General features: G+C 64.1%; 23 protein-coding genes. 12 read left to right on the top strand and 11 right to left on the bottom strand.

Annotation, left to right across the window (positions count from 1 at the left end):
- Positions 1-25 precede the first annotated feature (25 nt).
- The 5 genes from JOD60_RS03360 to JOD60_RS03340 all read right to left on the bottom strand — a co-directional run bounded on the left by JOD60_RS03360 (position 26) and on the right by JOD60_RS03340 (position 4,203).
- The gene (locus tag JOD60_RS03360; RefSeq protein WP_076688556.1) at positions 26-289 is read right to left on the bottom strand and encodes a hypothetical protein; all 264 of its coding nucleotides are present in this window, start codon (positions 287-289) and stop codon (positions 26-28) included.
- A gap of 43 nt (positions 290-332) precedes the next feature.
- Entirely contained in the window at positions 333-533 is a 201-nt protein-coding gene (locus JOD60_RS03355) for a hypothetical protein (protein WP_157127825.1), read from the bottom strand.
- Between the two features lie 144 nt (positions 534-677).
- The gene (gene istB, locus JOD60_RS03350; protein ID WP_076688554.1) at positions 678-1,475 is read right to left on the bottom strand and encodes an IS21-like element helper ATPase IstB; all 798 of its coding nucleotides are present in this window, start codon (positions 1,473-1,475) and stop codon (positions 678-680) included.
- Positions 1,475-2,677, bottom strand: coding sequence for an IS21 family transposase (gene istA, locus JOD60_RS03345; RefSeq protein ID WP_076688552.1), 1,203 nt, complete (start codon positions 2,675-2,677; stop codon positions 1,475-1,477). Before istA ends, istB begins: the two co-directional genes overlap by 1 nt.
- Before the next feature lie 302 nt (positions 2,678-2,979).
- On the bottom strand, positions 2,980-4,203 hold the full coding sequence (locus JOD60_RS03340) for an IS256 family transposase (protein ID WP_076688550.1): 1,224 nt from the start codon (positions 4,201-4,203) through the stop codon (positions 2,980-2,982).
- 384 nt (positions 4,204-4,587) lie between these two features.
- Here JOD60_RS03340 and JOD60_RS03335 point away from each other — a divergent pair, with 384 nt between their 5' ends.
- The 7 genes from JOD60_RS03335 to JOD60_RS03305 all read left to right on the top strand — a co-directional run bounded on the left by JOD60_RS03335 (position 4,588) and on the right by JOD60_RS03305 (position 9,269).
- Positions 4,588-4,929, top strand: a complete 342-nt coding sequence (locus JOD60_RS03335; RefSeq protein ID WP_076688548.1) for a PadR family transcriptional regulator — start codon at positions 4,588-4,590, stop codon at positions 4,927-4,929.
- Entirely contained in the window at positions 4,926-5,261 is a 336-nt protein-coding gene (locus JOD60_RS03330; protein ID WP_076688546.1) for an HAAS signaling domain-containing protein, read from the top strand. Before JOD60_RS03335 ends, JOD60_RS03330 begins: the two co-directional genes overlap by 4 nt.
- Before the next feature lie 287 nt (positions 5,262-5,548).
- Positions 5,549-5,791 carry a hypothetical protein gene (locus tag JOD60_RS03325; protein ID WP_157127824.1) on the top strand — a complete coding sequence of 81 codons (243 nt, stop codon included), beginning with the start codon at positions 5,549-5,551 and terminating at the stop codon, positions 5,789-5,791.
- A gap of 70 nt (positions 5,792-5,861) precedes the next feature.
- Positions 5,862-6,476 carry a hypothetical protein gene (locus JOD60_RS03320; RefSeq protein ID WP_076688542.1) on the top strand — a complete coding sequence of 205 codons (615 nt, stop codon included), beginning with the start codon at positions 5,862-5,864 and terminating at the stop codon, positions 6,474-6,476.
- Complete coding sequence (locus JOD60_RS03315; protein WP_157127823.1) at positions 6,473-7,573, top strand: hypothetical protein; 1,101 nt, start codon at positions 6,473-6,475, stop codon at positions 7,571-7,573. Before JOD60_RS03320 ends, JOD60_RS03315 begins: the two co-directional genes overlap by 4 nt.
- Positions 7,564-8,211: an ABC transporter ATP-binding protein gene (locus tag JOD60_RS03310; protein WP_076688540.1), complete on the top strand. Its 648-nt coding sequence runs from the start codon at positions 7,564-7,566 to the stop codon at positions 8,209-8,211. Before JOD60_RS03315 ends, JOD60_RS03310 begins: the two co-directional genes overlap by 10 nt.
- Positions 8,184-9,269 carry an ABC transporter permease family protein gene (locus JOD60_RS03305; protein WP_204981587.1) on the top strand — a complete coding sequence of 362 codons (1,086 nt, stop codon included), beginning with the start codon at positions 8,184-8,186 and terminating at the stop codon, positions 9,267-9,269. The genes JOD60_RS03310 and JOD60_RS03305 overlap by 28 nt, the downstream gene beginning before the upstream one ends.
- A gap of 1,203 nt (positions 9,270-10,472) precedes the next feature.
- Here the strand turns inward: JOD60_RS03305 and JOD60_RS03300 are convergent.
- From JOD60_RS03300 to JOD60_RS03290, 3 genes are all read right to left on the bottom strand, one after another.
- Positions 10,473-11,048 (bottom strand): hypothetical protein, encoded by a 576-nt coding sequence (locus tag JOD60_RS03300; protein ID WP_076688534.1) that lies wholly within the window; start codon positions 11,046-11,048, stop codon positions 10,473-10,475.
- 63 nt (positions 11,049-11,111) lie between these two features.
- Positions 11,112-11,606: a hypothetical protein gene (locus JOD60_RS03295; protein WP_157127821.1), complete on the bottom strand. Its 495-nt coding sequence runs from the start codon at positions 11,604-11,606 to the stop codon at positions 11,112-11,114.
- Positions 11,603-12,268 (bottom strand): RNA polymerase sigma factor, encoded by a 666-nt coding sequence (locus tag JOD60_RS03290; protein ID WP_198159103.1) that lies wholly within the window; start codon positions 12,266-12,268, stop codon positions 11,603-11,605. Before JOD60_RS03290 ends, JOD60_RS03295 begins: the two co-directional genes overlap by 4 nt.
- Before the next feature lie 227 nt (positions 12,269-12,495).
- Between JOD60_RS03290 and JOD60_RS03285 the strand changes: the two genes are divergently transcribed.
- Genes JOD60_RS03285 through JOD60_RS03275 form a run of 3 tightly spaced genes read left to right on the top strand, consistent with a single transcriptional unit; the run spans position 12,496 to position 15,105 of the window.
- Positions 12,496-13,308, top strand: a complete 813-nt coding sequence (locus JOD60_RS03285; protein WP_157127819.1) for a hypothetical protein — start codon at positions 12,496-12,498, stop codon at positions 13,306-13,308.
- 2 nt (positions 13,309-13,310) lie between these two features.
- Positions 13,311-14,567 (top strand): hypothetical protein, encoded by a 1,257-nt coding sequence (locus JOD60_RS03280; protein WP_076688527.1) that lies wholly within the window; start codon positions 13,311-13,313, stop codon positions 14,565-14,567.
- A 34-nt stretch (positions 14,568-14,601) separates the two neighbouring features.
- Positions 14,602-15,105 (top strand): hypothetical protein, encoded by a 504-nt coding sequence (locus JOD60_RS03275; protein WP_157127818.1) that lies wholly within the window; start codon positions 14,602-14,604, stop codon positions 15,103-15,105.
- Here JOD60_RS03275 and JOD60_RS03270 read toward each other — a convergent pair.
- From JOD60_RS03270 to JOD60_RS03260, 3 genes are all read right to left on the bottom strand, one after another.
- Positions 15,102-15,356 carry a helix-turn-helix domain-containing protein gene (locus JOD60_RS03270; protein ID WP_076688523.1) on the bottom strand — a complete coding sequence of 85 codons (255 nt, stop codon included), beginning with the start codon at positions 15,354-15,356 and terminating at the stop codon, positions 15,102-15,104. The two genes, JOD60_RS03275 and JOD60_RS03270, sit on opposite strands and share 4 nt — an antisense overlap.
- A gap of 119 nt (positions 15,357-15,475) precedes the next feature.
- Positions 15,476-16,042: a GNAT family N-acetyltransferase gene (locus JOD60_RS03265; protein WP_076688521.1), complete on the bottom strand. Its 567-nt coding sequence runs from the start codon at positions 16,040-16,042 to the stop codon at positions 15,476-15,478.
- Positions 16,039-16,860, bottom strand: coding sequence for a helix-turn-helix domain-containing protein (locus tag JOD60_RS03260; protein WP_084201865.1), 822 nt, complete (start codon positions 16,858-16,860; stop codon positions 16,039-16,041). The genes JOD60_RS03265 and JOD60_RS03260 overlap by 4 nt, the downstream gene beginning before the upstream one ends.
- 1,361 nt (positions 16,861-18,221) lie before the next feature.
- On the opposite strand from JOD60_RS03260, the gene JOD60_RS03255 reads away from it, so the two are divergent.
- Together JOD60_RS03255 and JOD60_RS03250 are read left to right on the top strand one after the other, a co-directional pair.
- Positions 18,222-19,586 (top strand): hypothetical protein, encoded by a 1,365-nt coding sequence (locus tag JOD60_RS03255; protein ID WP_157127817.1) that lies wholly within the window; start codon positions 18,222-18,224, stop codon positions 19,584-19,586.
- Complete coding sequence (locus tag JOD60_RS03250; protein ID WP_076688515.1) at positions 19,583-22,027, top strand: hypothetical protein; 2,445 nt, start codon at positions 19,583-19,585, stop codon at positions 22,025-22,027. The genes JOD60_RS03255 and JOD60_RS03250 overlap by 4 nt, the downstream gene beginning before the upstream one ends.
- Positions 22,028-22,172 lie beyond the last annotated feature (145 nt).

Below are 22,172 nucleotides of genomic sequence, written 5' to 3'. Positions count from 1 at the left end.
ACGATCCCCATGGATGCGGGATCGTCTATGCCCAGCTGGAAACCGTAGCGCCCGCCGGAAGGGTGTCAACGAAGTCGTAGAGCACCCAGCCGGTGACATGTTCGTAGAACGCGTCGGACCGGATGGGGTCGCGCCCGTTAATCCAGGCCACCAACTGTTCGCGGTCGGGATCGCCTTCGACTCCGGTCACTCGCTCCCAGGCCACAACTCGCCAATACGCCTGCTTGGAGTCATTGTTCTTCTCGGCAACGCGCGCCCACCACTGGCCACCCTCGATGAGCACCGACATGTTCCTCCTGAGACCTGTGCCAGCCTCCGAGGTTAGTCGATCCTCAGGAGTTCGAACCGATGAGGTTGTCGATGACGAACAGGGAACGAAGTAGTCCCGGCCCAGCGGCATGGGGACCGAAGGTGTCGCGCAGGCTCTCCACGTAGCGTTCGACGGCGGGGGTCGAAGGGAATTCTTCATCGAGAGGGCGCCCGCTGGAGCGCGCGATCCATATTGCGACAGCGCGCCCGGCATTGTTGGACACGTCCTCACATTGCCCAGCAGCGTTCGGGATTACATCCAGCGTCCGCAGAAGGCGAACTGTGAGTGCACCCATTGGCGCAGGGTGTCGGCGGCGCTCGAATTCTGAACGCTTTCGGCGTTCGAAAAGTGAACGGTTGCGGGCAGTCTAGCTAGGTGTTTCGTCGGTGTTGGTGCGGATGCTGGGGAGGCTGTCGATGCCTCGGCCGCGGAGCCGGTAGCTGGCGCCTTTGAGGGTGAGGACGTCGGCGTGGTGAACGATCCGGTCGATCATCGCGGCAGCGACGGCTTGGTCCCCGAAGACCCCGCCCCAACCCGAGAATGGCAGGTTCGAGGTGAGGATCAGCGACGCGTGTTCGTAGCGGGATGACACCAACTGGAAGAACAGGTTCGCGGCGTCTTGCTCGAACGGGAGGTAGCCGACTTCGTCGACGATGATCAGCCCGTATCGGCGGAGCCGTGCGAGTTCTTTGGCCAGGTTCCCTTGTCGGTGGGCTTCGGTGAGGCGGGTGACCCAGTCGGTCGCGGTCCCGAACAGGACCCGGTGCCCGTGCCGGGCCGCGACGATTCCAAGCGCGGTCGCGAGGTGCGTCTTCCCGGTCCCGGGCGGGCCGAGGAGGACGACGTTCTGCGCTTCGAGGAGGAACCCGCCTGAGGCGAGTCCGGCGATCTGCTGCCGGGTGGCGGGTTGCGCTTCCCAGTCGAAGTCTTCGAGCGTCTTCCGGCTCGGGAACCCGGCGGCTTTGATCCGGAGCTCCGCGCCGGAAGCGTTCCGTGCGCTGACTTCGCGTTCGAGGACGGCGGCCAGGTAGTCCTCGAACGACCAGCCCGCATCGCGTGCTTGGTCCGCCATCCGGGCGGCGGCTTCGGTGATCCGGGGTGCCTTCAGCGCGCCGGCGAGGTAGGTGATCTGCTTGACCGACTCCGTGCTCTTCGTGGCGGCCATCACGCGACTCCTTCGATCCCGAACGCCCGGTCGTAGTCCGCGAGATCACGACTCAGATCATCGACCGGCGCCGGCCGGGGCGCCTGGAACTGCTGCCTGAGCCGCTTCGCCGCCTCCAGGTGCGCGGGGTCGGTGATCGTCGAGCCGCGGGCCCAGACGCGCGCGTGGTCAGCGACCAGCCGCCCGTCGAGGCGGACCTTCACCCGCTCGAGATCGGCGATCACGTCGACGAACCGTCCTATCGCTTGAGGGTCGACGGAGTAGTCGGAAGCGTCGAGGCGGACGTAGTAGTCCCGGCCGAGCCGAACTCGTTCCCGCCAGCCGAGCTGCAGCGGGATCGGCGGGAGCGGCAGCATCCGGGAGCGGTCGTGCCCGATCAGATCGACGGGTCGGGCTTTGATCGTGCGGACCACTCTGCTGTTCGCGTTCTCGAGCCAGCCCTGCAGCTGCGCGTTGAAGTCCGCCGGGGAAGTGAAGGTGCGGCCGGGCATGAACGAGGTCTCGAACCAGCCGTTGCGGCGCTCGACGATCCCCTTCGATTCCGGGTCATAGGGCTTCAGCTGAATCACTTTCGTCGCGAGGGTCCCCGCGAACGACGCGACTCCCTGGGCGAGGCGGCCGCGCTGCCCGATCCCGGACTCGTTGTCCCAGATCAGCCGCCGCGGAACGGCGCCGAGCTGTTGGATCAGTTCCCAGTGCCCGAGCAGCAGATCCTCCGTCTTCCTGGTCGGGATCATCCGCGCCGTCACGAACCGCGAATGCGCCGCGACGAGCACCAGCACCGGCAGCAACGCCATCGTGCCGTCCTCGAGCGGGATCCTCCGCGGCGGGAACCACAGATCACACTGCGCCGCATCACCCGCCGCCCAAGCAAGTCGATCCGCCGGGTCGACCGGGCGATGCTCCGGCCTGAGCCTCGCGACGTTGTCACGGAACCAGCGGATCGAGCCCTCCCATCCGACTCGTTCCGCGATCACCGTCGCCGGCATCTGCGGGTGCTCGGCGAGCAGCGCCCGCACCCGCGCCTCAAACGGCGTGAACGACGTCGGCCGCGGTGACCGCTCATACCTCGGCGGCCCGTCCGAGTTCACCGCCTTGATCACCGTCGTCCGCGAGATCCCCAACCGCGCCGCGATCTGCGCTTTCGGAACCCCGTCCGAAGCCAGCCTCCTGATCAGCGCCCAATCCTCCAAAGTGATCACTCTCCAATCGTCGAGTGTTCACTTTTCGAGCGCCGCTATCGATCAGTTCTCAAGCGCCGCCGACACAGGGTCTGGTGCGTCAGACATTTGCGTGACGTTCCTCTCTTCGCTGGTTCTCCCCCTACCCTGCGGCGACCGACCGGGAGCATCGCAACTCCGGTTGGAGATGGTTCGTCGTTCTCTGCAACGCCACCCGCTCGGGTGATCGAACGCGGCGCGGCCCAAGCTCGTGTTGGGTGCAGCGGGGTGACGTCCCGCTGGTTGGTGGAGTTTCTCGACACCGTGCGGGTCAGCTTCTGTGATTATGCCGCAGCGAGTTCGGGGATCGCGACCTCCTCTGCTTCGACTTGCAGGAGCTTCATGGAGTGTTCGCTGAAGTAGCGGCGGTCGGCGCCGTCCCATTCGTCGTGTTGCTCGATGAGGACGTGCCCGGCCAGGCGCAGTAGCGCGGCGGGGTTGGGGAAGGTTCCGACGACGTCGGTGCGGCGTTTGATCTCCTTGTTGACGCGTTCGAGCGGGTTCGTGGACCAGATCTGCCGCCAGTGCTGCTGCGGGAATCCGCAGAACGCGAGGATGTCGTTCTTGGCGTCCTCGAGCATGTCCGCGACCTTCGGATGCGACCTGGCGAGCATGCGGACGACCTCGTGGAACTGCGCGAACACGTGCTCCGTGTCCGGCTGCGCGAAGATCGTGCGGATGATCGACGCGACCATCGGGCCAGCCGTCTTCGGGACGTTGGCGAGCACGTTCCGCATGAAATGCACTCGGCAGCGTTGCCAGGCGGAGCCGACGAACACGGTCTCGATCGCTGCGATCAGCCCGGTGTGCGCGTCGCTGATCACGAGCTTCACCCCGTCCAGCCCACGCGCCTTCAACGAGCGCAGGAACGTGGTCCAGAACGGCTGCGACTCGGTGTCTCCGACCTCGAAGCCGAGCACCTCCCGCCGCCCGTCGGCCGCGACTCCCACGGCAACGACGACCGCCTGCGAGACCACCCGCCGGCCGACCCGGGCCTTGCAATAGGTCGCGTCGAGGAACACGTACGGGTAGGCGCTGTCGGCGAGGGGCCGGTCCCGGAACGCCGCGACGTCCTCGTCGAGGTTGCCGCAGATCCGCGACACCTCCGACTTGGAGATGCCGGTGTCCGCGCCCAGCGCCTTGACGAGGTCGTCGACCTTGCGGGTCGAGACGCCGTGGACGTAGGCCTCCATCACGACCGCGAACAACGCCTGATCGACCCTCCGGCGGCGTTCCAGCAGCGACGGGAAGAAGGACCCGGCCCGCAGCTTCGGGATCCGCAGCTCCAGATCCCCGGCTGTCGTCGACAGGGTGCGGGGCCTGGAGCCGTTGCGGACCGCGACGCGGCCCTCGGTGCGCTCATACGGGGCGGCGCCGATGAACGCCGCCGCTTCCGCGTCGATCAGCTCCTGATAGAGCGTCTCGGTCGCGACTCGGATCCGGTCGGTGACATCGGTGAGTTTCAGTTCCCCGAGGAGCTCGAGGAGGGCAGACTGGTTAAGAGCCATCGTGCGTTTGTGTCTTCCTGTGAGTGACTTTGATCGGTACTCACTGACCATCGCACGATGGCTCACCAACGTCTACGACGCCGACGACCCTGCCGGAAAACCCACCACCCCAGGGGACGTCACCTGCAGCGGCAGGCCGAACCGGACGCCACGATCTGAATCGAACCTGTCCTGCTGCGAGTGACTAGCTCGGCACGTCCCCCGGGCGAGAGCGATCCACCGCTTGGAAACAGCCGTGAGTGGAACCGCTCCTCCAAGCTGGACACATCCTGATGGGTGGGCAACGTCTCAATTGCGGCGATCAGCAAGCTGCCACCAACCCGTGATTGAACGACTAGTCTTGCGGTAGTTGATATCTTGTACCTAGCGATATACGCTGTCGCAATGAACGAACCAAGCGCGACAGCCCAAATGCGACGTGGGGTCGTGGGCCCATGTGTGCTGGCTGTACTGCGATCTCGAGCAAAGTACGGTCTTGAGATCGCTCAGGAGCTGACCGACGCGGGGCTTATCGCCGGCACCGGAACGATCTACCCTGTTCTCTCGAGGCTTGAGGCAACCGGACTAGTCGTCAGCCGTTGGAGCGTCGAGGACGACAGTCGTCCTCGACGCTTTTATGCGCTGACCGACGAGGGGCGCACGCAAATCGATGAGTTCAGAAACGAATGGTCCTCGTTCACCAAGACGGTGAGCATGGTGCTCGACAGCGAGGAGATGAGCAGATGAGTAAAACGCGGGACCAGCTTGTGGGGCGGTACCTCAAAGACCTCATGCGTGCGACTGCTGGGCTGTCCCGGCCGCAACGCCGACAGTTGCGCGACGAAGTCCTCACGCACCTCAACGAGACCATCCCAGCCGATGCGACACCAACGCAAGTTGCGGCCGCGCTCGAAGAGTTCGGGAGCGTAGAGGCAGTGGCGGATCAGTTCGACCAACGGGCACCTGCTGCTCGCCGCAAGAGGCGAGCGATCCTCATCGTCGCGTGGACGGTCGTGGCGATCCTTGCCCTCATGCTGGCGATAGTCGTGATGCCGTCAGTCTTCGCGCTTTTGCCCTGAGGGAACCATCTGCTTCAGCTGGACATTTCGGATCAGGTGAACCAATCACCTCGCCGTCAGTTCGATGGTGGAACTCAATGAGGAGATCAAGAATGTCACGTGTCAACAAGAGCAGGTCCCGGAGGCTTCGCACCGCGGGAGTGGTACTCGCGCTCGCTGCAGGCATCGCGCTCGCAGCGCCAACCGCAGCTCAGGCGAGCGGTACTGGCATCGCATGGTCCCACGGTGCCGGTGGGACTACCGGGCTGGGCGTCTACGGATCGGGGTGGCGGGTCGACTCCGTGCGCGTGTCGCACGGGGATGGCGTGTTCACGAACTACTGCGGCTTCCAGTCCAAGGCCTGGGGAACGCTCAGCATCAACGGTTCGTACAGCGCGACGTTCGGGTACACCGCCGGCTGCACGCCCGCACCGTACTACAACGACAAGACCATCGGGAAGACGTTCAAGAACGCGACCAACATGTACGGGCAGTCCTACCACGACGGCGGCTGGGCGCCCGGCGTCCCGTCGGTGCAGATCCTGGCCTAACTCACCTTCGCGCGGGAGGTCGACCGCTGCGGTCGACCTCCCGCGCGACCTCAAGCGCAACGGAGCACCTATGAAATCGACACCGGCAACCACGGCGACCACCGCTGTCCTCCTGCTGGCCCTCGCCACAGCGCTTACCGCGTGCACGGCCCCCGAGGAGGAGATCCCACCGCTGAATCTGGAGTCAATCCTCGATACCACGACCCAGTTCCAAGCCCAGATCCTGGAAGACGGCAAAGTCACGGCCTCCGAGTATGAGATGGCGCTGCTCGCCGAGCGGGACTGTGTAATCACGGCAGGTGCCGTAGCCGGCGAGCTGTACGAGACGGGCAACGCGGAGAAGACATTCGACTACGAGGTGACCGCGAGCGATGAGAGCGACCTGAAAGCAATCGACGAGAAGGCGGGCGCCTGCCTGGGCGAGTACTTCGACGATGTGGCTCATGTTTGGGCCTATCAGCAGCTGCTGACTGCCGAAGAAAGAAAAGAGCTACAGCCCAAGGTGGTTCAGTGTTTGACGGACACCGGGATCGCGGTCCCATCTGACGCCGATCTCGAGAAGATCACGGAGATCCTCTACTCCAACGAGACCTATCCCGATCTCGCACGCCCGTGCATCGACGCGTACCCGGGATTCTTCTTCATCGCACCCGACAGCAACGGCACTGGACACTCGCACGAATGACCGAGGCAAGCGAGGTCGGTGGTCGCAGGGGTCGCCGGGGGCTTAAGGGAGTCGGCGCATGGATGGTGCTGGCGTGCGCATTTGTGGCGCCTCTCGTCGCGCTGTGCGGAGTGTTGACAGCCTCAAACGCAATGGGTGTCGCCGCCGCGGAAGACGAGAGTGTGGTGACACTAGCGGCAACGAAGGAGCCGTACAACGATGCGGTAGACGTCGACCTGAATCTCACCTGGGCGCAGCCTGCGGTGTTGTCATCCCCCAACTGGTCGGGCCTCGTCACTGCTGTCGGAGCGCGCGTTGGTGAGCAGATCGTCAATGGAACTCGCGTTGTGCAGATCGACGGCATCTGGAGGATAGCCGCTCACACCACGACGCCGTTGTACAGCGTCGTGTCACGGGAGTCTCAGCCCGCCGAAGTTGCCGCCGTCAACAGACTTCTTGCCAGCCTGGGCTACCGCCACGGGCCTGGAGACGAGTGGTCCTGGTCCACGACGACCGGTGTACGGGACCTCGCTCGTGACCTCGGCGCTCCCAGCGCGGCGACGCTTGAAGCGTTCGACAACGCATGGGTGGTGTGGATGCCTGAAGATGACTTCACTCCCGCCACGGTAGACATCGCGGCTGGACTGCCAGCTCCCGGCGCTGGCGAGCCTGTGGTCACCGGTAATCCCCAATTGGTTACTGCCAGGGTGGTCGCGAAGGCTGGGGGCGTGCTTCCCACGCCCAGCCCACAGGAGGCATGGGACCTAGTCGCGGCCGATACGACAACGGCTTTCGCAGGAACCCCTCTTGGCGGCGAGGGACTCGACGCACTCAGTAAGGCGCTCGTTGCCACCAAGCCCGAGACCGTCAGCGCGGCGATTCGCAGACACGACGCGGTAGAGGGTTGGGCAGTGCCTTCCTCCGCGGTGGTGACCGACGCGCGTGGCAATCTCTGCGTCGTGCTTGCTGTTCGCGACGCGGGTGCGCATTACAGCCCCGTGCCAGTAGAAGCACTTGGTGGGTCCGTCGGCACGATTCGCGTTACCGGCGATCTCCCACAAGATGCAGAGGTGGTAGCAAATCCCCGGTTGGCGATGGACGACATCGAATGCTCCTGAGCGCTCATGGAATCGCATTCCGGTATCCATCATCAGAATGGCTCTACCGAGATTTGTCCTTCGAGTGCGCAAGTGGCACCATGACTGCGTTGGCAGGGCCGTCGGGCTCGGGGAAATCGACTCTGCTTGACCTCATTGGCTTGACGTACGCGCCCACCGCCGGCACGATCACCTTCACCGACGACGCCGGTCAGGTCGCCGTGGCGCACGGCCAAAGTGCACCTCCGGGATCCCGCTGGGCGCGCGTGTCGTGGATTCTGCAGTCCAATATCGTGCTGAGTGGGAGAAGTGTCCTTGACAACGTCGCCGTCGCCCAACTTACTGAAGGCACCACGACACGGCAGGCGTATGCACGTGCGAGGCGTTCACTACAGCGCGTAGGCCTCGCCGAACGCGCGAAGTCTCGCGTGAACGAACTCTCTGGCGGTGAGGTGCAGCGTGTCACGGTCGCACGTTGCCTCACCTCCTCAGCAGAGTTGATCCTGGCGGACGAACCCACCGGTCAGCTCGACGCGTCAAACACGGAACTTGTTGCCTCGGCCCTTCGAGAGTTGGCGACCGACGGACGTATCGTTATCGTCGCGACCCACGACGAGCGAGTCATGGGGCAATGCGACGCGACGTTGAGGCTCCGATGAGGCCGCTGGCGATCCTCCGTGAGGGACTTCGCGGCATCGGCGCCCGCCCGGTCCAATTCATCTCGGCGACCCTGATTCTTGGTGTTGCGCTTGCAGGCGTAGGAGCAGCAGAGGCGGTGATCACCGGAAGGTCGCTGGCCACGATGGAGGCCGAGAAGGCCAAGGGATCTACGGTCGTCATCGTAGATCGCAACGAAGGAGACATCGACGGAGCACGCTGTCTCCGCCTCGGCAGCAGCGCCGGTGTCACGGCAGTCGGGACCGTCGCGCGCGTGGAAACTGTCGGGGTGCTCGGCTACCCGTCTGTTCCGTTTCAGCACGCAGTGGTTACGCCCGGTCTGATCGGAATCCTTTACCCTTCCCTTCAAGTCAGGCAGAACGTGACCGGGATCGCCGGAGAGGCCGTAGCGGACGAGGTGGGCCTTGTAGACGGCTCCGAAGTCAAGACAACCGGTGGGTCAACTCTTGTGCTCCAGTTGCCCGATGAAGGGACGCCGAGGAGCCAGGATCGCGCCAGGTGGCTCTACACCTTCGAATCGACGCCCACGCGCGTGCGCGAATGCTGGGTCGAAGCGACACCCGGAAGCGTTGAGCGAGTACGAGAAGTGATCGCGGCGACCTTCAGCGAGACTCGCGATCTGAGGGTTCGCTCTCAGGCGTCCACCGCGACTTACGATGCGACCCGCGCATCTTGGCTCGCGAGACCGACGCAGTTCGCTTGGACTGGTGGCGCTCTCATTGGCGCCGCAATTGCGTTCACATTGACCTTCACCCGCCGGCACGAGCTCGCACTCTACCGGTTGCTAGGAGCCTCCAAGTCTGAGACGGCCTTGATCGGCGTTGTCGCAACGTGCGCATCGATCTTCATCGCAACGATCCTGGGGGCGGAGATCTGCGCCGTCGCGATGAGGCTCGTCGGCGTATCGGAACGACTTGCAAACCAACTCGGTCTGATGCAGATCGCCCTGAGCAGTAGCGCAGCTTATGTCATCGCGATTGCCGCGTGCGTTCTAGCTGCGAGCGGAAACACGACAGCGATGATTCGCAACCGCAATTAGCCTCGCATCAATTCGCGAGCTCAACGCCCAAGGCTGCAACGCCCGCCGACATGCCCCCGCCAATGCGATCCTCAGATGATCTCCGACGCTTGTTCGCGATCTCCGTAGGCCCCCACAGACTCGTCGCCCCCGACGCGGCCTCGAACACTCTATGTCGCCGGGCGGATCGCCGACGGGATGGGAACCTCAATCAGTTCGCTCCGCCGATGGGTACAGCCGGGCCACAGTGCACGAGCCCCGGATAGCCGAATCCCGGGCAGAGGTCGGATAGGGTCCATCGACGAGCCCGCCCAAAGCGAAGAACCTGCCAGTGCACGACCTGACAGCCGAGCTTTTACGTCACTGCCGACGTTCGCGCACGGATACAAGGCGAAGTAGCGCGCGTCGTCAGCCAACTCTCCATCGACACGCGCGAGTCGCACGCCATGGAACCTCTCCGGCGAGACGGACATGTCTCAGCAAGGGCAAGGTGCCCAACGGGGACAACTGGGAATCATGGAACTAGAGAATCATGCCGATATCGTCCGAGCGATCAGGGATCTGTCTGAGGTCACAGTGACCTTTCGTTCGAAAGAAGACGGTGGCGCGAGGCTCGTGCGGCGCTGCGCGCCAATGGACTACGCCGCCAGCTCCCGAGCGCACGACAAGACGCCGCGCTATCATTTCTGGGATTTCGAGAGCGACAGCGCAGCGAACCACGTTCTTTCGCTCCCCGCGTCACAGATTGAGAGTGTCGAGGTTCTCGACACGAGCTTTGATCCGAGCTCTTTCGTGACATGGCCCACGAAGTGGGCGGTACAGCGGGAATCGTGGGGCGAGTTCAACTAGCGATTGTGACGGCGCAGGCGCGCTGTCGTTGCGAATGGACATGGCCCGTTGACTGTCATGAGCGCATTCGACGTGCCCTCCCGCTGGGTTCCCGGGTGCACATGAGCGCTAAGCAACGGCCCCGAGATTCCGGCCGGCCCTCTGGCGTGGGAGAACATCATTGCGGTTCCACAGCTCCAGGTGGTTGGCCGCGGTTGATGCATTTTGTGGGCGACCGGCTTTGGCCGCCCACCGCAACTTGGACCAACTCCGGCATAAGGGGTAGTCGCGGCCACATCGCGCCACTGTCAGCGGAGGTTGCTCGAGTCGGCCACAGTCGATTGTGTATCCCGCGATCCCATTCGCGCAGTCAACGCCGCAGTGCTCGGTCCACGATCACCCGAAGGTACCTACCGGCCGGTACACAATCGACGACGACATCGCGTTCAGAAAGCTCAGCGTCGAGCAGTAGGGAGCACACGTCAGCACCTGGCCGCCGTACGATGCGTTTTGATAGTGCGACGCCCAACAGTTGCTGGACCCCTCAGCGGACCGAATGTTGTCGTTCCACCCCGACGGGAGCGTCGGGAATCCGTAGGTGACGCCGTAGCAGCCGGATCCTGTTCCCCAATGAATCAGCACGGAGCCCGTACGTCCAAGTCCAGTCCACACGCTCCCGATTGTCACCGTGCTCGCGGCCGCAGCACTGGCGGACCTCGCCTGAGATGTGCCGATCAGCTGCTCGATGTCTCCGGGCGCACCCGCCTCGATGAATGCCTCCGCCTCGGCCTGAGAGTCGAAGCACGAGATCACGACCGGGATGTCCGCAGGTGGCGCTTCACCCTCGGGAACGGCTACGCCCCCAATCGTGCAGGCGTCAGTGGGATCTACGATCTCCTCCGCATAAGCAGGGGGCGCGGCAAGTGAGATGGTTGTCGCCAGAAGGACGGCGATGATGGCGCGAAGGCGCATAGGAAAACCTCCAAGGTCGGTGTCTTCCCGTACTGTCCGGCTAGAGGCGCGCGGTTCCCTGTGTCAGTCGTTCCAGGGGTGCAGTTTCAGCACCGAGCACTCGACCCGTCCCGGCACGATGGCGGCGATGCCATCGTCGGTGACGCACGTCGTGAACGCTTCGGGCACCGCTCCCGGCGTCGGACTCGGGTTGAGCGGATCATCCGATTCGAACCGTCCCGAAGCCCACATCTGGCGACACGTCTCGACGGCGTCGTCGATGGGCACGCTACCCGATGGTGCCGCCATACTGACCGCAGCACCGGGGAGCGAGCCGTCGAGATTCCGGCTGGCTTTGCTCAGACATTGCACAACGGCCGTGTCAGTCACAGGCGCCGAGTCGAGAAGCATGACACCGGCAACTGCGGTACTCCCGAGAACCACGAATGCGCCGCCACCGATCAGTACACGTCCCCACACGCGCTGCCACCACCGAGGACGCGACAGATTGTTCGAGGCGTATGCGACAAGCATGTCCTCGATGTAGTCGCCGTGAGGCATCCGCCGCTGATCATTCATGCCTGGGCCTCCCCGGGCTGAGGAGCGAACGCACCCAAACGCACACGGAGCTTCGCCTTTACCCGTGAGAGCCTCGACTTCACGGTGCCTTCCGGGATGCCGAGCGCTATCGCCGCGTCGTGGACGCTGAGCTCTTGTACGACACACAAGAGCAGCACGCTCGCGTCCCGCGCGTTCAACTCGCTGAGCGCTGATTGCACCGCGGCGGATATGTCTAGCGCGTCGATCACTCGCGCAACTTCATCCGCGTGGTCAGGTTGCTGCCCTTCGCGGGGAACCTTCGCCAGAAGTCGCCGATACCGGAGAGTGCTCCGCAGATTGTTCTTGGCGCAGTATGAGACGACCGTAATCAGCCACGGCAGGACCGAACCATCGACGAGGCGAGCAGTGTCTCGCTTCCGCCAGAGCTCGAGAAATGCCGCCGCCGCAACATCCTCCGCGTCCCAAGTCGAGCGCACCATCGACAGCGCGATGCGATAGGCGGCACGCTCATGCCGTTTGAACAGCGCCCGATACGCGGAGGTCTCGCCCCGGGAGAGCCGAAAGAGCAACTCGGCGTCTGTCGACGACGAGTCAGCATCCATCATCAGCGACGCACCCCTGTGTCCCAGTAGTTCACCCTCAAGAACCGACAGCGCCAGTCTAAGACGGTGGTTGGACATGTCCAATCTCGCCGCCCGCATGCACGATGCGGTGGGGCTCGTCGCCGCACGCCCGCCGCGACCTCGCGCCGTGCGTGTATCCAACATGCGTGACACCACGACTCACCCCCAACGTCAACATCAGGTACCTCCCACGGGTACACCACGGTATGTCCGGCAGGCACAGTAAGTTCCGCGTAGTCGACGCGTGACCTCCGAAAGCCTGTTGTAAATGGTCTAATATAAAAGTGCATACCAACCTGCCCAACTTACTTGACGCCGACCGCATAGTCGTCGCGGGCAAATGGAACGGACGGTTACCCTGGATCGAGCGTGCTATCGCATCGGCCGCGCGCAGTGGAGCCTCATCGATCCTGTATCTCGGCAACGTCAACGTCCTTCCCGGACGGAGCACAAGGCTTCTGAAGGAGATCGACCACTGGTGCGTCAATTCCGCGTCCGGTCGGCACACGGGTATCCGAACGATTGCCGTGGTGCCCGGCCACCACGATGACTGGGGAACGCTGAGCCGACTGTTTGCCGAGCATCCCGGTGAGGCGGTGCAGCTTAGCGATTACGTCTGGGCGTTGCCCCGCGGGTACCGTTTCACCATTGGGGGCCGTTCGTTCCTGGCGTTCGGTGGGGCTCCGAGCGTCGATTTCCTCCGTCGCATCGAGGGGTACTCCTGGTGGCGGGAGGAGCTCCCGAGTCTTGCTGATGTCAAGGCGGCCGCCGCCGGTGGCCATGCTGACGTGCTACTTACCCACGACGCCGGCTATGCGCTCACCCCGAAGGCGTCTGCAGCGATCAAGGGTCGACGCGGGTGGTCGGATACCGAGCTCTCATACGCCGACTCGGGTCGGGTTTACGTGCACTGGGTCACCGAGGCGGTCACCCCGCTGCTTCATCTCCACGCCCATCTAGACGTGCGGGACTCCGCGACATTCCCCCGAGACGGTCTGCCCTCACTACGAGTCGAGTCGCTCGACTGCGACGGACGGCCCGGGAACCTCGTGCTCCTCGACTTGACCACACTCCGCACGACGGACCTGATGGTGTGACCATGACGGATCAGCGCTATCGACCTGTCGTTGCCCTCGACATGGACGGGGTAATCCGAGCCCTCACCAATCTGCCGAGCGAGCAGCTCGTCGCGCATACGATCACGATGACCCGCGACAACTACCCGCACGGATTCATGCATGGAGAGCCCGAGTGGGACGACGACGGACTCTCGACCGAGGTGGAGTACTTCTCGCGTGTGGGCGTCGAGTGGGTCCGAGATCTGGTGCGCCGCGGCGTGGATGTTCGGTGGGCGACGACCTGGCAAGAGTTCGCGAACGTGTACTTCTCGCCCGTGCTCGGCCTGCCGGACCTTCCTGTCGCAGTAGGCGTCCCTGGCAAGCGTTCCCTCTCGCCTGGGGGATGGAAAGCGTGGCAGCTTGCTCAACGCTTCGATGGCCGCCCGCTGGTCTTGGTGGACGACGAGCCAGGCGAAGGACGCCGATGCCTCATGGCAGGGCGGAGACCAGCGGACCGGCCCCTGACCCGCATCCACAGAGTGACCACGTTCCTCACCGGGCTGCGGGCGCCCGACGTCGCGGCTCTGGAGACGTGGCTAACCCTGGCATCCGCCCCGGAAGGACACCGGACGTTGCGCGCACAGCACCTGGCCGAGCTCGAGGAACAGCAGCGGGCAGCCGGCGGCATGCTGACGCCCGCACAGGCCGAGCTCCACGCCGCGCTGCGCGGACTGTTCGGCACCAGCACCGCCGCGATCTGGCCGCTCATAGATCTCGTCGACGAAGACCGAGTCAGCGAAGCCACCGCCCACGCCGTCCTCGACGACTGGGGCCCCGAAGTCGCGCCCCGAGCTGCAGACTTCGTGACTGTCCTCCGTGAGCACCAGCCGACACGAGACGCTCCCGCAGCCCCGTCGCCCGGGAACGCTTGGGCCGAGATCGTTGGGCCTGCCTACAGCACGGCCTCGTTCGCCAAAGCGCTGCACACAACGCCGAACGATGTCCTCTCCGACGCTGACGACCTGCGCATCCTCCGCGTCTATGCAGCCGATGGCGTCCCCGTTTACCCCGCGTTCCAGGTCTCGAACGGCATCGTCGCCCCCGGACTCCAGCAAGTCCTTCGAACGTTGCAGTCCGGTAGCGCGGACCCGTGGATGTGGGCGCTGTGGCTGAACGCAGAACCAACAATCACGAAGACCGGCGACGCACGCGAGACCCACATTGACCGCCTCCATGCCGGGCACCTCAATGAGGTGCTGCTCGCCGCGAACCGCACGGCCGCCGCCTGGTCCGCCTAGGCCACCCGCCTCTTACCCGACTGATGGTGTGAACATGCACGAACGCGAAGCAGAGCAGCTCGTCGACGAGCTCACGGCACGCATAGAGGTGCTCACAGAGGTCTCCGACACCTCCCCACCCGGCGTCTACCTGGCGACGACCCAGTCAGGCGCCGCCTACGTGATCGAGCTCATGGACCCCGACCGGGCGCCGACCGTGATCCGCTATCACGGCGATGCACACGGCAAAATCCACGACACACGGTCCCTACCGGGAGTACACGGATGTCGCTTCAACGCCCAGACCGGTGTCGGCTACATCGTCTGGTGGAAAGACAGCCCGGCGGAATACAACGACCCGACAGCACCGTATGTGGGTACCCTCAGGGCCACGTCGCGGGTGCTGCTCGTCGGACGCATCCGTGACAGCGCGGCGACGGACTCGGTCGAGGCAGTTCGGCTGCTGCGCGAGCTCACGGCGCTCCTCGAGGATCCGAGTCTTGACTACGCCGGCCTCGTTCTCCGATTACTCACGCCCAGGGAAGGCGGCGCAGCCTAGAGGTCGGCGCTTCGCAGTATCTCCGACGCCGCCACTCCGAGCACATCCGCGAGGCCTATCAGCGTCGCCATGCGGGGGTTGGAGGATCCGGCTTCATCGCGTCTTCCAGACGCGCGGCCCGACTCGATGAGCTGGAGCTGGTTCTTGGTGATTCCTGACTGGTAGGCCAGTGCCTCCTGGGACAGCCCCCTCTCGATGCGCAGTCGCCGCAGCGTCACGCCGAGAGTTGTCGCCTTCTCCTGATCCCACATCGCATTCAAGGATCTACAAGAGGCCCGTGAAAGCACACCCTTTTTAATAGACCCATTAGACATGTCTAACGGTAGAACCCGCCGGGGCTTTGCCGCTACCGAGGTGGCGGCTGGCTCGATCACCATGCGCGGCCGCGCAGATCAATGGCGCCCTCGGGCCATGCGGCAACCGCTCGGGCGACTGGAAATATGAGAAGCGGCGGTCCAGAGTCATGAACCATGGGGCGGCCACTGCGCGAAATCGAGTGTTCGACCGCGGATAACCGTTGCCATCCACACGAGACATAGAAGCGGACGACTTCCTCGCGGCAACCCAGGTAGCCGAACTCGATACCGCCCGAGTCCGCCATGGACGCGGTCGCGCGGCGCATAAGTTGTCGACCCACATGCTCGCCCCGCGCGTGCCGCGAAACGAGAACGCCCCCGACACCTGCTACGGCCAACTCGGAAGCGCCAACTCCGATGGTTCTGCGTGCCCAGCCGACGTGACCGACCACCTTGTCACCATCTCGGGCAATGACATGGACGTCGTGACCGGCGTAGCCGTATGGCTGCTCCGGATCCCAGGGCCCGAACTCGCCGAGATACTCGTCATCGAAGAGGCTCCGAAGGTCACCGATCTCTTCGAGAGCGAGCGCATCGTGCGCGATGACGTCAACTGAGTACTTCGCTGAGCCACCCTTCAAGAGGCTGGCCTGACTCTAGGGTGACTGCGCGCACTAGCTAGAAGCACCCGGTGCCGATGCGCCGTGATCACCCCTGCATACAGGGCGCGACGCACGAGGAACGATCCCGGCACACCCCACCGCTCGGCTATCACCTTGAGAGTCGAATCCGTCAATGCGCCGAGGTCTGAGTAGACATCGGGCGCGGGGAGCAGGAACTCTCGCGCAAACGCGTCCGCGCCCTCTTCGTCTCCATCGCCGATTACCGCGTGACCAATCTCGTGCGCGACCGCGATGCGCAGGTTCGCGACGTCTGCCTCGTGGGATATGAGGACGATACCGCGAGCACCCACAGGCCAACTCCCGACCGCATCCGCGCGCAACGGGTTGATGTTTCGGGGGAGGCACGTCACGCCATGCATCTCCGCTGCCCGTCGGACGTTGAGCAGTGGCCCTGCGTCTAGCTGCCAGGCACGCCTGACCGACTGAGCGAGTTCGGCGGGGTCACCACTCGTCTGCGTCGTAACGAACGCTTCGTCTCCCCTGCGTTCCGCATGCGCCACCGCGAGCTCGGCGTGCGCCGCGGCGACCGCCCGACGAGGGGCCGACGCGGGCAGCCGATGAAGGACGCGGGTCTCGGGTGCGGGTGTCGCGAGTTGCGCCGCGTCAGCATCCAGGACCGCCGCAACTCGATCCATCCACACCTGATCCGGCGTCACTCGGCCGGCTTCGATCCCGGAGACGACAGCTTGGGAGACTCCTGTAGCCGCCGCGACATCGGTCTGCGTCATGCCTCTGGTGATCCGAACGGCGCCAACGAGGGGTCGAACACGCTGCATGGATCGACTCTACGGTGACAACCTCACAGAATCGGCCGAAATATTTCTCCACATTCCGTGGGGCCTCACGAAATCACGAGAAATATTTCTCCACGTTTCGTGAGGCTATAAGCCTGCGCCACACCGAAACAGGCGTTTCCGGCTGGTTTTGGCAAGTCTGCCAAGGTGCTGCCAAGGTCACCTTGGCAGGTTCGACCCCAGTGTTTTCAAGGGGTCGAAGGGGTATGGAAAGTCTGGCAAGTAGTAGATGTAGTTCTATGAGAGAAAAAAGTAAGTAGTAGAGGTAAAAGGGGGCACCTACTTGCTTTCAGTCTCTATAGATGCCCTTTCCGCACTTGCCAACCTTGGCAGGTGTCATTTTTTCATTCTCTCATCTGGGATTTTCCCAGGTTATGACCTTGCCACCCACCTTGGCAGACCTTGGCAGCGCTTCAGGATATCTCCGCTGACCTGGACTCTTCGCGTTGAGTCGGTGTCTCGCTGGTGGATGGCGCGCCAACCTGCGCGCGAGCATGCCTCGCTGGCACTGACCTGCGCAGCCTGCCGGTGATCGTCCCACGAGTCGCCGCAGGGTAGAGATCGTGCACCTCTTCATCACAATCCTGCCAGCGGCCTTCGTGTTGCTCCTGGCGTCGTTGTGGCGCATTCAAGGCGGGCATGCCGCGGAGGAGGCGTCCATCCCTACGCCGAGCGCGAAACCGAACTGGCATTCCCAGCAGGGCGCCCGGAGACTTGCCACATTGAGTCACCCGAGGTGGTCGAAGACCCGGTCTGGCACCCCGCAGATCACTTCGTACGAGGCACTGACGGCCAAGCCGCCGAACCACTGCGCAACCCGCCTACCCCGCCTCCGCCGGCGGAGCGCGCGCGCACGCTCGCGGCGTGCTCGGGGGGTTCCGGTGCTGCTGGTTGTGCGTCGGGCTGGCATATCCACATGCGTGCGGGCGATGGCCGAAACTGTCCGACCGGTTCGGCTGGCGGAGAAACGCCATCGTCAGCTCACGATGCCCGCCGCCATGGACGCCCAGCTGGAAGGGTGCGAGAGTCGTTCCCGTGACGGCTACCGACGGCGTGGACAGCGACGGTCTTCCACCCGGGCGCGACTGCCCGCACTGTGGGCTCCCGCTCGAGCCCGGGCATGTCGACGACTCCATCCGGCTCGCCGGGCTGTGCCCGTCACACGGATGGGTGGCCAGCACCGAGAACCCGTTCAGTGTGCCCCTCTGAGCTGGCAGGTGAAGGTCGGTCTAATCGGCGCCGCGTACATCTCGTCTATGGCACACGGTTCCGCCGCATAGGGCAGGGCACGCGCAATCACTAAGCTGGCGAGCGTCTGCGCCGACGATGGAAAGGGGGTCGAGTTGACAGTAATCGAGCTTCGACCCGACTCCACCCGCGCACAAGTGCGTCACGCACACGAGATCCTTGGAGAGACTGATCCCCGCAGCACGGTCACACTTCGGCTCGCGGCCGACCTCCGACCTACCACCCCCGGTCAAAGCAGCGCATGGCTTCAGCTGGTTCTGACCTGGGGGCAGAACTTCGATGAGCGGATCCTCGAGTTGCCGGAGCAGTCCCCGGACCTCACGGCCGGCGAGGATCTGTCCGATCTCCTCATCCTTGCGGTCTTCCTCGCGAGCTCGGTGCGATGTGATGGACGCGACATCACCGACGACGTCGCCCCTATCGCTCGCGAAGCCCTGGAGGCACGAAATCGGCTGACCGTGCATCACGGTGACGGCGAGGCACCGACGTCGTCGATCCTGCTCGCTGAGCACACCTTCACAAATAACACGAGCCCCGAACTGCACGAACGCTGGGAGGGAAACCTCGCCATCGAGGAGTCAGCTCGGACGCTCTATCACGATGTGTGGCCGACTGCCGGCACGTCGGAACCCCTCCGCAAGCCCTTCTCTGAGTTTGGCGAGCATGAGGCGCCCCCTGAGGCGCCGACTCACATCACCCGCGCATCGTTGGACGCGGGAGGGGATTTTGTGCCGCTGAGCACGCGAGCGCCCCGTCCTCGCGGGCTCGCGTATGAGCTGGCCACTACTGTTCGTCAGCAGCCCAAACCGCTTCAGGAGGAGATCGGCGAGATCCTTTTCGAGTTGGTACAGAACACGGAATGGCATGCGCTCGAACACGCGGGCGGGCGGACCGGGGCGAACTGTCGCGCCGTCACATTCCGGGAGTACCGCTACGGCCGAGAAGAGCTCGCCGCCGCGATGACGTTCGACCCCCAATTCGTGAGGTACGTCGTCGCTGTCGCCAACCACACCCAGTCCCTCACCGGCAGGCGAGTAGACAGCCTCAGCATTGGCACGATAACTGTGGTCGACAGTGGCATCGGCCTGGCGCGTTCGGCGGCGATGAGCATCGGTGAGGGCCACTTGTACGCTCCCGAAACCGAAGTCGGCTACCTGACCAAGGCGCTAGCGAAGAGCCTGCGGTCCCGCCGGCGAATGCTCGGAAACATCGGACTCGCGCGTGTCCAGCAGTCACTCGCGAACCTCCGTGGCTACATGTCCATCCGCACCGGGACTGTCGAGGTGCTCCGCGACTTCGTCACCACAGAGTTCGAACCGCTCGGCGAGATCGCCCGACCCGCACCGCCCTCCGTTCTGGTCGACTGGATCCCGCCGAGCGAGGCGGACTTCGTTGTCGGTCCCCGCGTGGGGACGGCAGTGACCATCGCCTACCCCGTTGACATTGGGGTGGGAGATTGAGCGAGAGACGCAGCCATGTAGACGAGGAACGTTTCATCTACGTCGCGGACGCCGGCGCGCCCGACAAGAGGCAATTCATCGCGCTGCACTGGTGTGGCATCGATTTCACACCTAACGACGCCTTCCTCGGCCCACTCCGGAGCTATGTGCAGCCGCGCGCTGAGTTGACAGAATTGTGGTTCGTCTACCCCGCTGATCTGGCTACTACATGCGATCAGCTGCGCGCCCTCGAACGGCTGCCGGACAGGCATAGCGGGCTCGACATCCACTACCGATACTTCGCCGTCAACGCCGAAGGGGAGCTATCGGAGCAAGGAGAGATCCGCGCGGACGGGCGCATCGAGCTCACGCCGACGGTGACTCGCGAGGTTCTTCTGGAGGGCGCGCGTCAGCTGTTCAGCGACAGCGACGGCTTGGCTTGCGCAACTGCGGGGTTTCATTTCGCCCACCCCGGCGGCTCCCACTCGCAATACTTCATGCGAGGCGGCCAAGCCGTAGCCCGCGTACAGCACGCACACTTCCTCGCCTTGCTTCTGCTGAGGCATCTCGCCGCAAGCGTGGACACCGCGACAGTGTGGGTGGACTCCGCGAGTATCGCCCCCGTTGGCTACGCCTTCGCGGACCTGGCGCGGCGTCTCGGGCGAACCCCGCCGACCCGTGTCGAATCGTTCAGCGGCTACGACGGCCTCGATACTCAACTGCGGCCCAAACCCACCGACATCGTGCTGATCTCGAGCTCGACATCAGGGTCCATGGGAGAGAAGGTAGGACGCAAGAAGAAACTGCCCGCTGACCGCGTGGTCACCCTGTTTTACCTCAACACGCAAGAGTGGAAAGAAGACCACGGGACGCTTATCTGCGACCTCACAGACCGCGACCTGGTCGCCGCTCGCGCCGACCGTGAATCGCACCTGAGGCCATACGAGACGTACGAGTCAGACGCCTGCGACCTGTGCAGGCAGGGTAGCGGGGAGATCAGGCTCGCCGGCGATTCATTCTTCCCGGAGACGGGCGTGATCGCTCTTCGCATGCCTACCTTCAAAGACCGCCCGCTCGACGGCAAGCGGGACAGGTCGGACGATGACCTCGTGAAGTTCGATGGGTCGGACTACTTCTTCGATCTCTTCGGGTGCGGGGCGATCACCTACGACCCCGCGAGCGGCCCCCTGCAACGTGACCGAGGGGTGTCAACAAGGTTGGGGTCGCTGTTCCCGCTCGCCAACGATTCCTCGCTCGACAAGCGGCTGCGCGAAAAACTCGCAGAGGCGGTCGCCGATCCCGCCGATGTATCGGTCGTGCTGTCTCTGCTGGACGAGGACTCGAGGCTCGTCGGCGAACACTTCGCGACGCTGATGTTCGGAGGACAGCCCAACGGGAAGCCTGGACAGCACTGGCACCAATGGACGCGCTCCGACACCGTCACGCTCGCCGAGCTTCCCGAGGGCAGCACAATCCTCGTCTGCGCCGGGGTAGTTGCCTCAGGGCGTCTGCTCACCTCGATCAGTCGCGAGCTTCGGAAGGTCTCTCAGAGCTTCCGCACCCGATACTTCGTCGTCGTCGCGCACCCCGAGTCATCATCAGCGTGGGCGACTCACGTGAACACGCTCTCGCGCAAGAGCAGCCAGGACGACAGCACCGACGACAGCACCGTGACCCACGTCTGGCGTCTGCCCCGCGAACCCGCCTCTCCCGGTGGCGGAACACCATGGACGAGAGAGCGCACGGTCCTACGTTCCGTCGCTGAGTGGCTGGGACAGCACGAGCAGTATCGCAGTCTGCTCAGAGCACTAGAGCCCCGGCTCGGCCAGCTCGGGCAGCTGCACGACAGCAACCTTCTCGTGGCCGCCGCCGCTCCCACCGCAACCAATCCGATGCCGCCAATCAACAGGAACTTCGCACTCTGGCCGTTCGAATGGAGCGAGCACGAGCGCTATGTGGCGTCGGGCATCCCCCCTACCCACGCGGAGGTCTTCGCGACCATCGCTCACCTGCTCTACGAATCACGGCGGTTGAGTCAGACGGTGGAGCCTCGTATCAGCGCTGTCCGTCGCCACGGCTACGCGCTCAATCCGGCTGTGTTCGACCGGTTCAACGACCCCGCCATTCAAGCAGCGATCCTCCGGGGTTCAACTGCAGGCGAGCTCAATTACGCGTCGGACGCGGACGCTAGTCGCGCAGTCGTGGATCTTCTGTGGTTCGTGTTGACGAACCTGGACTCCGAGTCCGGCGCCGCCGGTTACGAGTTCTTGCTCTCCCTCAGCGAAGGAATGAGCCTTCGCGACGGGTTCGGTCTGCGTGTCGGCCACCGTCAGCTGGCTCACCTGCTCAGCGACCTCGAGCGCGAGTACGGCACCGACTTCGAGGGACTCACCGCCATCTCACCGCCGGTGCGTGCGCTACTCCTCTACGTTCGAGGATGTCTTGCTCACGACGGAAAGTAGCTCCGACTATGCCGGTGCGGATTTGAGGCACACGCACGCCGGCTCTTGACATTCCCCCGAACTGTCCCCTTTCTTGTCCCCATGTGCGTCTCCGAGATGGGGCTTTCAGCCCACAATTCAAACATTTTGGTAATCCACAAGACAT

Origin of the sequence: Microbacterium aurum, from assembly GCF_016907815.1 — a bacterium.
GTDB lineage: Bacteria > Actinomycetota > Actinomycetes > Actinomycetales > Microbacteriaceae > Microbacterium > Microbacterium aurum.
Note: the sequence above shows the minus strand (reverse complement) of the source record. Positions and strands in the feature narration are given on the sequence as shown.